Annotated in this window: 17 protein-coding genes; all 17 read right to left on the minus strand. The window is 38.0% G+C overall.

Annotated features, from left to right (window positions below):
* Positions 1 to 49: 49 nt before the first annotated feature.
* On the minus strand, positions 50 to 178 hold the full coding sequence (locus DOK79_RS02480; protein WP_206854993.1) for an XkdX family protein: 129 nt from the start codon (positions 176 to 178) through the stop codon (positions 50 to 52).
* Positions 171 to 620 carry a hypothetical protein gene (locus tag DOK79_RS02485; protein WP_206854995.1) on the minus strand — a complete coding sequence of 150 codons (450 nt, stop codon included), beginning with the start codon at positions 618 to 620 and terminating at the stop codon, positions 171 to 173. Before DOK79_RS02485 ends, DOK79_RS02480 begins: the two co-directional genes overlap by 8 nt.
* Before the next feature lie 12 nt (positions 621 to 632).
* Positions 633 to 2,801 carry a BppU family phage baseplate upper protein gene (locus DOK79_RS02490; protein ID WP_242543243.1) on the minus strand — a complete coding sequence of 723 codons (2,169 nt, stop codon included), beginning with the start codon at positions 2,799 to 2,801 and terminating at the stop codon, positions 633 to 635.
* A gap of 33 nt (positions 2,802 to 2,834) precedes the next feature.
* The gene (locus tag DOK79_RS02495) at positions 2,835 to 3,605 is read right to left on the minus strand and encodes a hypothetical protein (RefSeq protein ID WP_206854998.1); all 771 of its coding nucleotides are present in this window, start codon (positions 3,603 to 3,605) and stop codon (positions 2,835 to 2,837) included.
* A gap of 14 nt (positions 3,606 to 3,619) precedes the next feature.
* Complete coding sequence (locus DOK79_RS02500; RefSeq protein ID WP_206855002.1) at positions 3,620 to 5,386, minus strand: BppU family phage baseplate upper protein; 1,767 nt, start codon at positions 5,384 to 5,386, stop codon at positions 3,620 to 3,622.
* Between the two features lie 10 nt (positions 5,387 to 5,396).
* Positions 5,397 to 8,216: a phage tail spike protein gene (locus DOK79_RS02505; protein WP_206855005.1), complete on the minus strand. Its 2,820-nt coding sequence runs from the start codon at positions 8,214 to 8,216 to the stop codon at positions 5,397 to 5,399.
* On the minus strand, positions 8,213 to 9,001 hold the full coding sequence (locus DOK79_RS02510) for a distal tail protein Dit (protein WP_206855008.1): 789 nt from the start codon (positions 8,999 to 9,001) through the stop codon (positions 8,213 to 8,215). Before DOK79_RS02510 ends, DOK79_RS02505 begins: the two co-directional genes overlap by 4 nt.
* A gap of 9 nt (positions 9,002 to 9,010) precedes the next feature.
* Positions 9,011 to 12,004 (minus strand): tape measure protein, encoded by a 2,994-nt coding sequence (locus tag DOK79_RS02515; RefSeq protein WP_206855011.1) that lies wholly within the window; start codon positions 12,002 to 12,004, stop codon positions 9,011 to 9,013.
* Between the two features lie 16 nt (positions 12,005 to 12,020).
* Complete coding sequence (locus DOK79_RS02520) at positions 12,021 to 12,254, minus strand: hypothetical protein (protein ID WP_206855014.1); 234 nt, start codon at positions 12,252 to 12,254, stop codon at positions 12,021 to 12,023.
* A gap of 77 nt (positions 12,255 to 12,331) precedes the next feature.
* On the minus strand, positions 12,332 to 12,679 hold the full coding sequence (locus tag DOK79_RS02525; RefSeq protein ID WP_206855016.1) for a tail assembly chaperone: 348 nt from the start codon (positions 12,677 to 12,679) through the stop codon (positions 12,332 to 12,334).
* A 42-nt stretch (positions 12,680 to 12,721) separates the two neighbouring features.
* Entirely contained in the window at positions 12,722 to 13,228 is a 507-nt protein-coding gene (locus DOK79_RS02530) for a phage major tail protein, TP901-1 family (RefSeq protein ID WP_100495085.1), read from the minus strand.
* Entirely contained in the window at positions 13,229 to 13,627 is a 399-nt protein-coding gene (locus DOK79_RS02535; RefSeq protein ID WP_206855019.1) for a phage capsid protein, read from the minus strand.
* 8 nt (positions 13,628 to 13,635) lie between these two features.
* On the minus strand, positions 13,636 to 13,977 hold the full coding sequence (locus tag DOK79_RS02540; RefSeq protein ID WP_066025442.1) for an HK97-gp10 family putative phage morphogenesis protein: 342 nt from the start codon (positions 13,975 to 13,977) through the stop codon (positions 13,636 to 13,638).
* The gene (locus tag DOK79_RS02545) at positions 13,970 to 14,299 is read right to left on the minus strand and encodes a hypothetical protein (RefSeq protein WP_206855023.1); all 330 of its coding nucleotides are present in this window, start codon (positions 14,297 to 14,299) and stop codon (positions 13,970 to 13,972) included. The genes DOK79_RS02540 and DOK79_RS02545 overlap by 8 nt, the downstream gene beginning before the upstream one ends.
* Positions 14,296 to 14,634: a phage head-tail connector protein gene (locus DOK79_RS02550; RefSeq protein WP_100495087.1), complete on the minus strand. Its 339-nt coding sequence runs from the start codon at positions 14,632 to 14,634 to the stop codon at positions 14,296 to 14,298. Before DOK79_RS02550 ends, DOK79_RS02545 begins: the two co-directional genes overlap by 4 nt.
* Before the next feature lie 40 nt (positions 14,635 to 14,674).
* Positions 14,675 to 14,944 carry a hypothetical protein gene (locus tag DOK79_RS02555; RefSeq protein WP_206855026.1) on the minus strand — a complete coding sequence of 90 codons (270 nt, stop codon included), beginning with the start codon at positions 14,942 to 14,944 and terminating at the stop codon, positions 14,675 to 14,677.
* A 10-nt stretch (positions 14,945 to 14,954) separates the two neighbouring features.
* A complete protein-coding gene (locus DOK79_RS02560; protein ID WP_206855028.1) occupies positions 14,955 to 16,061 on the minus strand; it encodes a major capsid protein in 1,107 nt (368 codons plus the stop codon).

Below are 16,061 nucleotides of genomic sequence, written 5' to 3' on the forward strand. Positions count from 1 at the left end.
CTTTCTATTTTTGGACACACAAAAAGCGCACTCGTTTGAGTACGGTTTTCTAACTTTCTGTATTTACAATTCTGTCTGCTTCTTCATCTGTAATACACAGTGGAACGAACTGCCGGACTTGCTCATCGGTGAAATAACCCCAATCGTACATCATTTTTACATCATAAAAACTAAACATTCTCTTCCCCTCCTTCATTCACAGTAAACTCTTCTTTAATTTTTGCAATCTCTTGACTGTTCTGGAGCGACACTAGCATCGTCTTTGAGTTGATTTGAGCTAAACTATCTGCTTTTTGTTTTAAAGAAGCATTCTCTTGTTTGATTGCTACATCATTTAGCATTAATTTAGAATTGAGCTGTTTCAAATCACTATTTTCTTGCTTTAACTTTTGATACATTACTTTTAGATTATTTAAATCATTGTGATCTAACACATTCGCTAGAACGATCCATCGGCTTTCTGTAGGATCAAACATTTGATCGTTAATCGATAGTGGTTCACCGTCTGGTCTTTCTCCTTCTAATGGTGGAACTTCCGTAAATGGTACTTGTACTAAAAAATTATCCGAGACTTCAAGTTCTACGCCACCTGTTCGCCCATATTGCCAAATTTTTTTCATAGTTTCCTCCCTTTATGCTGTAATAACTTCTCTGATATATACTTGGTCAACACCCCAAGCCGAAATTGACTCACTCTTGACATTTGTTGATGTTACAAGTGTTAAAACATCACCAGCTTTAAATTGCCTCGTTGCAATCCATCCGATATCATTACGCCAATTCAATCCACCTGCAACACCAGCCAACCGATATCTATTGGCTCCATTCACCAAGATAATTAAATAGGCATAGAAATTAGAATTGTCGGTTTGACAAGTAAAAGTACCCGCAAGTTGCAAGGTACAGTTTTTTAATATAGTTAATGTTTTAGTGTCTTGTGATATCGTAAATACATCATTTGTTTTAGAGCGCTCGTTGTCATAAGCAAAGATACTTCCCCAGTTTAGTGCAGTCCATTCAGCGATTGGGACACCTGACAAAAGTCCACCAGTTAAGGATATTCCAAACTTTTCAGTTGCTATACGTTCACCTTCAATATAAGGCTGTTCAAGAAAATCCTTTGTTCCTTCAATAGCTTGTGGCTCTGTCAGACTTACTTTGTCTTTCAATCCTTTTTCTGTGTGCTCTGGTGTAATATCCCAGCTATAGTCGTATGGATTATTACTGTCTTTCAAACCTTCACCAAAGTACTTGTGCTCAGAAATATCGGGAGTAGCTATCCCTCCTTTTTCTATTTTTAATGAGTCAATCGTTACTTGCCCCATTGTTGCTTGAGGAAATTGGTAGATTTGTAACGTGTTAGGAGAAACACTCCCGCTTAAGTTTGCTTCTGAAGGAGTGAATGTCAGTCTCCATGTATCTGCTAAACCTTCTACTATTTCCATGTCCCCGATATTACAGGTACTATTGGGACCAGTTGTATATACTCTAAATGATTGTGTACCTAGCTTGGTTCCTTTCAAAGTTAATGTATATGTTTGGTTAGCAATAAATGGTTCAATCATTTCAGCAGAGTAAATTAAATACTGTCGACTACTTATCGGGAAAGCTTGTTCTTTATTTGCTAAATTTTCGTTCAAGGCTATCCTAGAAATCTGGTAAGGTGCAAATAATAGATTAGGTTGATACGGCGTAACAACCGATCCTTCTTCTATCTTTATGTTTCGAAGAGAGATTTTACCCTTAATTCGACTTGATGCTGTAACATCTTGTAAGACTAAATACCACTGCTGAGGCAGTGTAGTCGCATAAGTTGCTATTTGCGTACCTCTAATCGTGTGCCAAATATTAGTAGCCGTTGGAGAAGGTCTAACTGTAGATAACATGATATTTCCGCCTGGAACGTAGTTATTAGTTAATCGAATATTTGAGGCATCCCCTTCTAAACCTTCATGTAGCATAATCTCAGCGCTGATGGTGTATCTCTTTCCATTTTGAAGAGCGGGTAAACGCATGCTTGTATTAAATTTAGTTAATTGTGCAGATCCATCTAACGTGAAAATGATCTCGCCACCTGGTCCATCTTCAACCGTAGCTCCATTTCCAGATGTAAAATGAGCAGCTGTAATCTTTGGTAACAAATTGGCATTCCCTGAATAGTCGTAATTACCAAAATCGATATTGTTTGAGTATATTTTTTTAAGTTTACCTAGTTCGCCTATTTGTTGATTGATCTCATCAACCTTTTCTTCAACTCGATTGATATTTTGCTGTACAGTGCCCATCTGATTTTTTGAATCATTCACCATTTCTTCAACAAGTTCGATTTTTGTATCTATTTCTTGCGACATAGTATCAATAAGTTGTTGAAAGTCTTTAAAATAGTATTCACCGTTCAATTGAACATCGCCATCAATAACTGATTTTTCGATATTGAATGTGAAGGCTAAATTATCTGTATGGCTACCGTCTGGGAAATCAATATAAATAAAAGCATCAACTTTTCCTTCATACGCTAATAGCATGTCGGGGATAGGATACTTAACAATACCTTGCATATAGCTTTCAGTAATGATTTGATTGTCAAAAATCGGGAATAGTTGTTTCTCTTCCCCTTTATAAATGTACATAAAAAGACGTACAGTCGCACCGAGTAAATCAGTAGGACTGCCGTCTTGATTTTTAATTTCGAATCTTAAAACACCGGAATTCTTATCGTAGGACTTAAAGGTGAAACCAGTAAGCTTTGTGGCCCTGCTAAAAGGTTGGGTCGGTACACCGATATTCGCTATTTTCCTCATTCCGCACCTCTCTCACACTTTCTATTTTAACTTTTAATTAATTCCTTTGATTAAACCTATTGACACACTGCCAGGGACCTTTCCTTGTAAGCCAGCATTATTTATGAATGTTTCGTCATTACGCCGGATAGTTAGTTGATTCGATCCCGTTTGCTCCAACTCAATTTCCCAGAAATATGTTGTTGAAGAATTTCCGTCGCTCAAGTTCAATCCTTGGAACGCCATTCGATTTAAAACAGGTACTTTGAAAATCTGTCCGCCATTACCATTTATAGTGATTTCCAAATTCCGATAATATCTGATTTCATCATTTAACTGGATTACTCGTCCAGGATCTGAGGCAGAACCAGTGAATAACGTTCTCTCAGTGACTAGTTTACGCCAACCTTGGGGGTTGTACCCATCATTATTTCCTTCATTAGGCGTAGTATGTGTATTTTTGTAGTAAGTATCCCCAAAATAGCCAGAAATCACTACGTACAACTTGTAAAAGCTTGTCGCAGCATATATATGCAACTTGATGAAACTACCATTATCTACACCCGGCATATCATTGCTTCCCCAAGCCCAACGTGTCCAATATTTACCAGGCGGAATGTCTGACATATTCGGGTACTTTGCACCTAGGTCATTATCTATAAGATATTGACCTTTTGCCAAGCGAACAGTTTCAGGCGTAGCAAGTCCCGCATTGAATTCAGTAGCTAATAAATGAGGGTTTTGATCATCACCATCAAAATGAATTGCTGCTTGTCGCAAAAGCCAGTCAATTGACTTGTCCCTTTGTTTTTTCTCTAAATTCATCATTTCACCTCCGCCTAATAAGAAAATGTAAAGTCACTGCATCGACCAACGCCACGTGCATTAACTAAACGTTTCGTGACATCAATTTCAACTTTATAAAAACCTGTCTCAGTTGGTGTATTCACTTCTGTTGTCATTGAGCAGTTACCGATCACAACTCTTGTTGTTCCCATTTGTCTCAGACTAAATGCGTGATAATGTCCGCAGAAGTAACCTACAACGACTCCTGGACCTTTTGCGCTCATGTAAAACGTGTACTCACCTGTAATATTTGAATCGTCAACTGAATCCCAATTTGTAAAATCGATTGTGACATTCCCACCTTGTTTGAAACCGTCAACTAGCATCTGTAGTTGAGTTTTATTTGCAACTATCGTTTCTTCATTGTGCAGTGGGAAATGACCTGCAAGCACTACATGATACTTACGATCGAGCTTTTCTAGCCAACGACCAAAATCAACTAATTGTTGTTTGTTAAAATTACCTTGTTTTCCAGCCCCGGCTGGACCTTGACCGTAAGCCTCCAACCATTTGCCATTTTCATCGACTTGGGAGCTAAAATCATCTGTATTTAATCGGTAAACTGCTACATTCTTTTCAGGAAAAATTATCCCTCCGTAAGCACCTTCAAAGTTCTTAGCTAAATCGGCAGGTGCTAACATATTGAACTGTGTTCGATTGCCATTGTGAGGTACACCACCACGATCGTGATTGCCCCAACAGATCATCACCGGTTTACTTTGTAAAAAAGTAGCTGCTCGAGCGAATCTTTCAACAGTTTTTAGCGTTTTGTATCGGTTGACTACTCCATTACCTGGCACTTCTTGCGTAAAGGTAATACCTGAATCTCGTCCGTCTACATTATCTCCACCGTACACCATTACGTCACATTCATTTCCTAATTCTTGGAATTGAGTGATTGCTTTCCAACGACGTGTAGAAACGAATTCTGTGCGTCCGTTGTCCCACGAATCGCCTGCCGGTGTCGGTACATGTGAATCAGCGTGAATATCAGTAATGAATGCCATGTTAAACTTGCTATCATCAATTGAATTAATGACAGCTTCCGCATCTCTTGGTTTTACTTCTTCGTAACTGTTGTTTGCTGTATCAAAAAAATTATTTGTCAGTCCATATTGAATCTGACTCGTTTCAACAGCAACATCAAACTCATTAAACTCAAATTCATTTAATCGCTCTGCTAAGGTCGCATGATCCCCTTTCGCATCATTCAGTATATTCAGAATCACGCCACCTGGGTCCACACTATCTAATAATTCTTTATTATCTTTTATCCACTGTTCCCAGTCGTTTTGCCCACTGGTCATATACTCTCTAAATTTTCGCAATAAATCTTCGAAGGTCCACACGTAAGCTGAATCTCTAATATCACTTTGTGTAATCCCTGACATCACACGATAATTAAAATCTTGTGTGCTGAACTGTTCGCTCCAAGTTCCGTCACCGTTTAGTGATCGGAAGCTAAAATGGGCCGTATTTTCACCGCCCCATTGCCAATCTGGTTCGCTTAATGTATAGATCAATCTCCCTTGACTTGGAGAAACTTCTTGCACTCTTTGTTCGACTGGTTGTTTTTCATGAAATTTTGTCGTGTTAATAAAAAATGGAACTAACCCACCAAATGGTTTTAATTCGCCGTTTTCGACTACTTCGACGACAAATTTCTGCGTCATCGTATCCCCCTGCCTAATACGGATTAGATTGATTCCATTATTAGGTTCGGTTGTTGATAAGATAATTTTATGTTGTGTTTGTGTCATACCCTACCTCCTAAAAATTTATATAATTACGGGGATTATGGAACCGAGCGTTTGAAGAAGGATAAAATTCATCCATAAATTGAAAGTGAAGATGTTCTCCTGTAGATGGACCAGTTGTTCCCATCAATCCTAATTGTTGCCCTTGCGAAACCTTTTGCCCCACAGAAACGTCTACTCTACTTAAATGAGCGTAACCCGTGTAAATACCATCTGAGTGTCTGATGACTACATAATTACCGTACCAACTAAAATATTCTGCTCCTGCAACAATGACCTCTCCCTCACTCGAAGCAAAGATAGGTGTATTCGGATTGTTATTCACCAAGTCAATTCCATTATGAAATTCTTGGGCACCGGTGATAGGACTTGTACGCCATCCAAATTCACTAGTCACTTGAACAGGTGCGCTAATTGGCGTAATATATCCAGCTGATTGCGGGATAGATAAATCTTTAAACCGGTTGTACCAATTAGTTGACCAGCCGACTCTTTCAGGGTGATCATTTAATGGTCGTTCAAAGTTCTTTTCGAACGCTCTTGTTGCGGTAGCGATATCTGTTAGTCCCATAAATTGTGTCCATGTATAAGGGTAGGCGTTGGTTGCCATCCATTGGCCATTTGGTGCATGCCACATTAACAATTGAAACTGTGCAGTGATTGTATCAGGATTTTCAGTGATTCCTGCTTGAGTCATTAAATTAATCATATATACACGACCACTACTTGCCCCTGTACTATCTGTCCACTGCCATACGCCATAACCGAATCCTGGTTTACCATTTCCTTCATCGGCAGTAGGATTTGCATCAGATTCTCCTTGAGCGTTTCCTAAAAGAGCGGCAGCGGCTTGTTGTGTGAATCCTGCGCCGATTGCCATTGCCCAAATTTGCCAATAGCGTTTATCACGATCCGAAGTAATTTCTGGTGGGTACTGACCATTCCAACTACCGCCATTTCCACCCCCACTACCACCTCCGCCATTACTGTCTATCTTTACACCATTCACATATAATTCTTTTACATCTAATCTACCAGTCACTTGAACTTGATCGATTATCATATCCAGCCTTCTCTGAATCATAAATAGTTGATTCATTCCAACGATGATTCCAGTTCCGTTCCTTGCAGATAATCCAATAAATCGGTTGTTTCCTTCAGTTCTTAAAAATATTGAATTCCCTTCAATTTTTTGTCCTTCTGGAAGAATAAGTTCTGGAAAAGGGTTGCCGATAGTGGACATGCCACCAACTTTCGAACCTTCATAAAAATATTCCATCCCATTTTTTGTCAACTCCATAATTTTTGCGCCATTGTTGATGGCTTGGATAATGCCATTAGCCATTTTCAATTGATCGCCAGCGCCATTGAACGAAGTTTCAAAGATATCTGCCCTAATCTTTCCGGCTTGAATAAAATTGGCGTTAAACACACCAGCAATCGTCCATGCAGTTTTGAATTCATCGGTCCAGAAATCACCTTCGATAAAACCAATTCCATCTGAGTTCATAACTAAAAAATGGTCAGATGTATCAATACTTTTACCATTCATAAAAACCATCTGATACGGCTCTCTGCCGTCAGAAATACCAGTTTCTTGACCATTCATCAAAAGGATCGAACCACCATTTTTCCCTGCGCCACGCATGATGTCATCTTGAAATTTGCCGATTTCAGTTGATTCGTAGAAGGTCATCTTATTTGATTCCAGATTAGAAATACTATTCGAAATCTGCGCTGATTGTCTGCGTGCATCTTTGGTTAAATTGTCACCCAACTCAATTGAAGTCTGGCCAGTTAAACGGTTAATTCTCACTTTGAAGATTCTAGTACGATAGTGATAATTACGATCATGTCTATGAATTGTCACTGTATTTCCAATGACATCACTTCCTGTCACCTCAGCTTTAAACTGTGCCAAAGGTCTGGAAGCATCCACCAATGTCTCATAAGTTTTTTGTAATAGCTCTGTTGGATCTTCAATATCATCGAAAATCACAACTGTTTCTCGTTTCCTCATTGTTCCATTAGGTTGCGGTATACCAAATTTTGCTGTTGCTTCCGGATCTTCAATCCAATTTTCTCCTAACGGTTTGTCTAAAGGTGCGCCATTTGATTTTTTCCATTCTATGTCCGCAAATTCGATTCTTCGACCATAACCATCGCCGACTTCTTCACCACGTCCTCTGCCAATAATAGAAGTCGCAATTGAGCTTCTGTCAACTTCTTTTACAACAGAGAGTGCTTTACTTCCATAAGTAAACCGCATATTCGAATGCTTACCTATTTGCTTATACACTTCAATCCATTTATCTTTAATTCCGTCTGAGCTTAGAGAACAACGAAAAGAAAACTCCATACCGAATGTTTGTAGTTCTTTCAAAGCCTCTCGCACAGAAACGTAGTAAAAATTGGTTGTAATTGCTGGTAATGTGGGGGCTACATATTCAACACGCCAATTATTATCAGTAAATTCGATTAACCGATTTAGCAACAAGGATACTGGCTGTCCACTTGGCCTAATATCTCTGATAATATAGCCATCTAGCTCATCAGGCGCAAACCCAATCCCCGTGAATTCCAACATTTCCTTCGGATCATTTGTTTTAATTATTCGATACAACGAAAATGACGATTCGCTTTCACGAACCGCCATAAAACGAGCATCTTCAATTTCTTTATCGTAAGCCACTGTTACATATAGAATATCTTTCATTAGCTCACTTTGATCCTTCGTTATTTCCTTTTCTTGAGTGACTTCAATTAGTTTATTTTTGTTTTTTCTTTTAATCATTTTTTGTAGATGATCAAAAAAATAGACTGTTTCGCTCAAATTGTCGCCCCCCTGTAAAAAACACTAAGTTTTCCATTGTTGCAGACAACTTTTTGACCTTGTCGCAAAATAAAATTCTCAAAATCAGATTCTAAATCAATGACAGATGTCCAGTCTTCATCGTTAACCATTAGTTTTTCATCCACAAAATCAAATACTAATTGATCTCCTGGTTTTATCGCTGCATTATTCACACTAATTGTTTGTTCCCCATTTGTAACTCTTATAGCATTACTCTTTTCTAAAGTAACCTTTATCTTGGTTGGAGTTATTGGAAATCGCATCGTATTTCCAATATAACCATCCGTTACAACTTCTCGTGTGTACTTTAACGGATCTGCGCAATAGATGGTAAAAGTAGATATAATGGAATTAGAATCACCTGCAACTTTATCTGCCGTTGCGTAACGACCATAGTAGTAATAATCACTTTCATCTCGAAATCTGATCTCTACATCCTCTGTTCGATACAAAAAATTCAATAAATCTTTGAATTTGAATTGAAGCTTTTCTGGATTGTTATCTTCTAACCTATACGTAACAGAGATTGTCCTAGACGGTAATGATTGATTCGTTATAAATGAGCCAATTTGGATCCCTTGTTGCTCAATTTCCAGAGACAACATCTCTCTCCCTTCAACCTTCAACGTTTGATACCCTTCCACAAGATCTTCTAAGTACATTCCGTCATACATCATTGCAGAGGTAGGAAGGAAGCGGTTAGGATTCTCTCGGTTAATCGTTGTATCATTAAATCCATACATCTTATTCTCCCATTTCTCCATATTTCCCTCCTAAAATTCTAAATTAAGTTCTGCACCTTCGCCCATCGCTTGCGCGATATCATCGATAAGCAGACGGAATGATTGTTTACCTAAATTAACATTAAATATCGCCGGTTTAGTTGAACCACCCATATTCACATTATGTTCGACCTGAGTAGAAATACTGCTATTGGCTTTTTGCAGGTTGGAAGCTAAATCAATCTCCGGTGAATTATCAAAAGTATCCGTAATAATACTAGCCATACTTTCAACAGTACTTTGAACTTCATCAAATCCCGATGTGAGACCTTTGTTTAAACCTTCCATAATCGCATTACCCGCCGGAATCAAAAGTTTTCTATCATACTGTATCGGTCCTTTGTTTTCACGAATCCAATCACCAATTCCACCGACAAAATCTTGAACTGCTTTCCAAGCATTCTGTAGCCCTTCTAGAAAGCTATCCATGATTGCTTTTCCAGCTTCCCACAGATTAATTTCCTTAAGCGTGTCAAACAATCCAGTAACTTTTTTAACGGTATCGTTAACAGCATTTACAAGTCTATCCCAGATTTCTTGGACACCATTGACCATACGATTAAATATGTTGATGGTCCCTTGTTTTAGATTTTCCCAACCTTGGACAACGCCATCCTTTGTCTGCGTCACTAAGTTACTTATCCACTCTTTAAAAGCATTCCAAATATTTTTTGATCCTTCGACTGTATTATTGAATAAATCAATCGTACCTTGTTTTAATCCTGTCCAACTATCAATAATCGTTTGGACGATGGTATCAATCGTTTCAAAGAACCATGTTTTTAGATTTGTCCAGATCTCAATTGCACTATTTTTAGTGTCTTCCCATGTTTGAACAATCGATTGCTTCAGCCCTGTCCACATTTGTACGGCATTGTCTTTTATGGTTATCCATAAATTAGCGAAGAATGACTTCACTTGATTCCAGATAATATTTGCTTGATTATAAACCTCAGTCCAGATGTTAATCACCGATTGTTTGAATCCATCCCACAATAGTAATACACTATTTATGATGGTCCCGATATATACGGTGAATATATTTTTTATCGACAACCAAATATTTTGTACCGATTCGACCAGTGTTCCCCATATCATGTCTAAGTCATCTTTCATTTGCTGAAAGTCGCCAGTAATTAAGTTGATAATGAAAAGCAATGGCGCAGCAATCAATGCTTTGATAATTTCAAAAGCATTTAAGATAATATTTTTCACTTCGGCAAAAATTGATTTTACTGCATCGATGATATTAGAAAATACCTTAGAAAAGTTTGAGACAAAAGGCCCTATATATTTCAATATAAAATCAAGTGAGCTTTTAATTTGATCAGCTATTGCTTTCCAAATACTTGATGCTGTATTTTTCAAGTTATCCCATTGTTTATTGACGCTGGAAATCATCCCATCAACTATATTTAAGGTGCTTTGCTTTATGTTTTCCCATGCTTCAGACGCCGATTGAGTAATATCTGACCATAAATTGGTGAAAAAGGAAGTTAGCTCACTCCATTTTTCTCGGACAAAACTCGCAGCGTTTTCCGGTGCTTTTTGTATAGTTGTCCATGCTTTATCTGAAATATCCTTAATCCCATTCCATAGATCACTAAACCATTCAGTCGTCCCGTTCCAAGCTTGTTTGAACCATTCTGAAATGCCAACCCAAATATTTTTAATCCCTTCTACAGAGGCGTGAACTATCTCCTGAATACTTTCCCATAGATCAATCCAAAAATCTCGAAACGCTTCACTTGTATTCCAAAAATAAATAAATGCGGCTACTAATCCTACAACTGCTGCAATGACAACTGCAAACAGATTTAAGCTCATAACTGCATTTAAAATTGCTTGACCTGCCGCTGCTAGTTTGCTTGCATTGGCCATGTTTCCCAACGCAAATGAGAGTAACTTTACATCGTTACCTACAGCAAAAGCAACCTTTAGAACTGTCATAGCTTTTGATAGACTAGTAACTAAACTTACTATTGATATAGCAGTTTTATAAGCTACAAAAGCTGCTGTGACCGAAATAATTACGGGAGTAAGGGGTTTGAGGATATTGGTTAGCTGTTTTATAACTTCTATAACCGGTGGAATGGCTTCCCTAATGGCTATAAACGCATTAGTTATTATTGGTTTTGCTTTGTCTATTGTAGCGGCAATAGCATTGAAGTCCTCGCTTCCACCTAACAACAGGTTGATTTCTTCTAAAATACCAGCGATTCCGTTTTTTACCGCTGTTTTCAAGTTTTCAATTGAAGTCGCAACACCTTTTGAATTAGCTTTAGCCAACTCAGCACCTTCGGTCCCGATGCCGTACATTTCGATCATTTTATCGTTAAATTGATCAAAAGTTATCGTTCCTTCTTTCAACGCATCATACAAATCATTTTTCGCAGCCGCACCAGTCATGCCAAAACTTTTCGCTACTTCTCCCAATGAAAGACCCATAGTATCAGTAAGGGAATTCCAAGATGTCATATCGACCTTTCCTTTAGCCAACATTTGAGTATACTGAGTTAATCCTCTGCTTGCCTCTGCAGAGCTTGCCCCGCTAGCTAAAAACGCATTGTTCAAAGCAACTGCTGACTCAGTACCTTTATCTAAATCACCAGTAGTCATCGTTAGGCTTTGAGCGTTTTTTACAATGTCGTCTAGAGTTGTTGGTAATCCATCAATACCTTCTGTTAGTTTAGACATCGAACGGTCGACTTCATCTGTTGAATAACCGAGTTGGCGCATCACATTAGGATATCGCTTTAATGTATCAAAACGATTAATAGCTCCATCTAATGAATTTGTGACAACACCTATTGCCGAATCAACCAACTTAAAAACCCCGACACCTTTTGCGATGTCGAGGATAGAAGTGTTTGTTTTTTTGGTGTTATCGTTAAGGCCGCCCATTGAGTTATCTGCGTCCTTCATTGTAGATGTGAAATTTTTATCGACTGCCGAGAGAATTGCTTCGACTGTAAATGATTCCATAGTTTTCCTCCTTTCCTCAGGAGTTTACAAATCTAGGTGTTTTTTCATCCTTGCCCAAGATTTTGTTTTCAAGTTTTTCTTTGTTAAAGAATTTTTCGAAGGTATCAAATAAAGGAACCTCGTATTTACCACGTTTTTTAGTAGCTTTGACTTGCCTATTCGCCCATGCTTGGTAATGTATAAGCTCTTGTTCATCTAACCTCTTAAGACGATAGGCAATAATCCTTGTTTCATATTCCGCTATTGTCATTCGATCGATGTCTAGAAAGTTATAAATCCCAAGATAACGTAGACAATTTATTTGGACAGTTGTGTAAAAATCTTCTTCTATTTGCTGTTTTTGATTTTGTTTTCGAACGTTGTTGTCTTTTTCTTTGTAAATTCCGACTTTTTTAGTTCATCAAGAACTAGATCGAATAATTTTTCTGAGCCCATTTCACCAACCAAGGCAATCAATTCTTTTTCAGCAACTCGTGGTGACTCTGTTGCGTTTGCTACTTTTAATATTTCAATCAGAGTTTCGATTTCCTCATTAAAGAAATTGATTAAAGTAGAATCTAGCCCCAGCTTCATTGTCATACCTTGCTCTACCACTGAATATCTACGGTTCATTTCTTGGATAAAACCAAATCCAAAAATAAACTTGTATTCTTTTCCGTTAATCGTTAATTCCATTTATTCATCCTCCTAAAAATAAAAGCACTCAATTAAGAGTGCCTAGCCTTCTGGTGTTTGTTTTTTTGTGTCTGTAAATGCATATTGCACTGCATTTTGTTGTTCTGTAGTGAGTGTTGCGTATCCATCTTGATGGACCATTTGAACAGCGTATTCGATACTTACTTCAACATTGTCTTCAGCGGCTGCCGATTCTTCATAATTCGAAATAAATACTTGGAAGTATTTAGCTGCGAATTTACCTGTGTCCCCTTTTTGAGGATCTAATTTATCAATAGCCCAAACTTCAACTTCTTTATTTTGCATAAAAGCGTCATAAAGCATCTTGATTGTTTTGCTATCTCGTTCATATAAAGCAGTCGAACTAAAAGCATATTCGATTGCTCCAATATTTTGCGCAGTTCCATCTTTTGTTTCCGTTGCATCAGTACTTCGAGACATTCCAAGTGTATGTTCAGTTTGATATGTTACGATTTTTGCATCTTCTTCTGATTGCTTATCCAAAAGTCGATACAAAAGGACAACATCAATTCCTTTTTTTAGCGCCATTTAAATTCCTCCTGTTTGCTTAAATTCAAGCGATAATCTTGCTCTTTTAAGCGGTGTATTTGTCGAAACATCATCCAAAATGCGAATTCCGCTTGTTTGAATGTTTAAGGCCCAAGAATAGCCGTCAGTTTCTTTTATTTGCATAGCAGCATTAAAAATATTAGCTCCCATGTCTGATATTTCTTTCCTCTTCTTTTGTAAACCCCAAACTGAAATTACAAGGGTTACATTGCCGAATATATTCGTTTTATTGATTTCATGGTCTGTATCTGTTCCCTCAAACTCAACAAATGGATAACCCACTTCATTCACAGGTTTAAAGTCGTAGGCTTGATATCCCAAACTTGTTACTCTCTTGAACATTTCATCAAAAATATACTGGTCTCTTGTTTTAATCATTATTACCCCTACTCTACGAGACGTTTCAGATCTTTTCTGAAAGCTTTTTTCTGTTTGGTAAATGCTGGATATATAAAAGGTTGCTGCGGGGTAAACCTTGTTCCGAACTCAACATATCCCGCATATTCTGCTGTAGCACGAATCCTGCCAGCAAGACCGCTTGGATCAAGCGTTAATTGAATACTCCTCTCAAGAAATCCAGTATCGACAGGAGCATTAATTTCAGCTTCGGTTTGCATTTCCGCAGTGTTTAGTTTGACTACTTCTTTGATGTCCTTTAATGTTGCATTTTCCTTTAGCTTTTTACTAAGGGCATCTATTCCATAAATGCTTACGCCTCTTCTAACCATCCTTAAAAACCTCCTGAACAATAAAAGTATTTTTCAATCGAAGGTTGCGCTCAGTAATAATCTCGAATTTCTCGTTTTTTCTCCTTAACTTGTTGAAAATTAAAACGTAATCCCATTCTTTTGTATAAGGTCTAAGCAAGCGAATGACTTTAGCTCCTTGTTTGATATCTCCAAACAAAGTCTTTGATCGGTCAGTTCCTAAATCGGTAACATTACCTAGTTTGACTGTTTTTACTAAAGTTGGTTCGACATGTTCGCCCAATTCAGGATCATAATAGCCATCTTTTTCGATAACGAAAGTTACTTCTGTGTCATATCTCATAAGAACCTAGCCACCCCTCTACGAGGAATGCTATTCTCTCTTTGCTTCTCTTTATATGCTGATATGTCATCTTCAAACTCATCTAAAAGTTTTCCGTAGGAGATTGACTCCCCTTCCTGCCCATACGAGCTCATACCTTCGTTACCTTTGCGATTAAATCGCTTGATCGTACATTCAACTACGATATAGTTTAAAGATACGGGAACACTCTCTAAGAAGCCCAAACGCACACATAACTGGTTTGAAATTCGCTTGATAAAGTCAGCAAGTTGGTTGTCCAGTTCTTCGTTATCAACTTCGAGCGACCGTTTCACTTCTTCTAAGGTTTCGTTCATGACTGCCTCCTTTCAAAAAATAAAAAGGCTAGTCGAATGACTAACCTTCTTTTGCAGTTTCTAACAAATTTTCATAATCAGCTTTGACTTTGGCATCTTTGTAATCCACTCCAAGCGCATCCAATTCAGCTTTTAAATCGTCGATCGTCAGCTTGACTTTTACAGGTTCGATAAACTCGCCGCCTAAACGTGCGAGATTAGCTTCGATTTCATCTGCACGTTCTTTTGTGATGTCAATCGTGCTATCGACTTTGTACAAGTCTTTGGTGTGGGTGTCTTTGAATTCTTTCAACACTTTATATTGAGCCAATTAAATCACCTTACCCTTCTGGAATTGTTTCAAGAATGTACACAGCATTTGCTTGCTCAAAAGAAGGAAGCGAGATCATAGAAACTTTTGTCTCAACATTTACTGGATCAGCTTTCTTCATAGTCGTAATAGCAACACCAGTATCGACAACTGATACATTTGCTACATTCGGACTAGACATCAAGTCAGATTCTTCTGGAGTAGTACCAAACCATGTTTTGCCCAATGTTTGAGCTGGCAATAAAACAAACATATTATCTGGGATAAATTTATTCGTACCATTTGAATCAGTGTAAACTTTATCGTAAATAACGATCTCTAGGTTAAACTCTTCTGAAATGTAATCCAACAAAGCTTGTTTCGATAATTTAGCCGCTTGAGCATTGGCATTGTTTCCTAAAATAGTCGCTTTGATCGCTGCATTTTGACGTAAATAGCGGAAAGTCTTGCTATTCATAATGGCACGAGCTGGATTCACGCCTTCTTCTTTCAATACAGAAATAGCTTTATCGATATCTTCTACTGGATCAGCATTCGCCACATCACTCCATGCAACATCAGCATTTCCCATGTGGTTTTCAGGTAAGTCATATTTGATTACATGATCTTGTCCATTTTCTTGGATTGTGATTGCTCCAGTGGTTAATAGTTCCATACGCATGATTTCACGACGTACTGCAGCACCACGCAACAAGTCTGTAATATCATCAAATACACGATTTACAACTACATCACGATATGCTGGGTTATTTGTTTGGTTAATCATATTCAACTCTTGGCGCAACTCTTCGTCAATGTAGTAAGATTCTTTGAAGAAAATCATTTTTTGGATCAATTCTTCAAATCCTTCACGCCCACGAGGGATAACATCAGCATCTAATCCAGAAGGACGCAACGCTACCGGAGAACCAGTTTTACCTTTCAACCAAGACAACTTCATGCCTAGTTGTTTATCAGCAGGGAACAACTCTTCGCCAAGATAAGGCTGTTGCTCATTCGCTCGTTCTGCCCAATAAGTGGCAATGTTTGGTGCTTGCACTAGGTCAAAGATATTAAGCGTTGCAAAGTACTGTAAATTCATTTTCATTAATGTTTCTTTATGGATTTTCACTTTCAT

Origin of the sequence: Enterococcus sp. DIV1094, assembly GCF_017316305.2 — a bacterium.
Lineage (GTDB): Bacteria > Bacillota > Bacilli > Lactobacillales > Enterococcaceae > Enterococcus_B > Enterococcus_B mangumiae.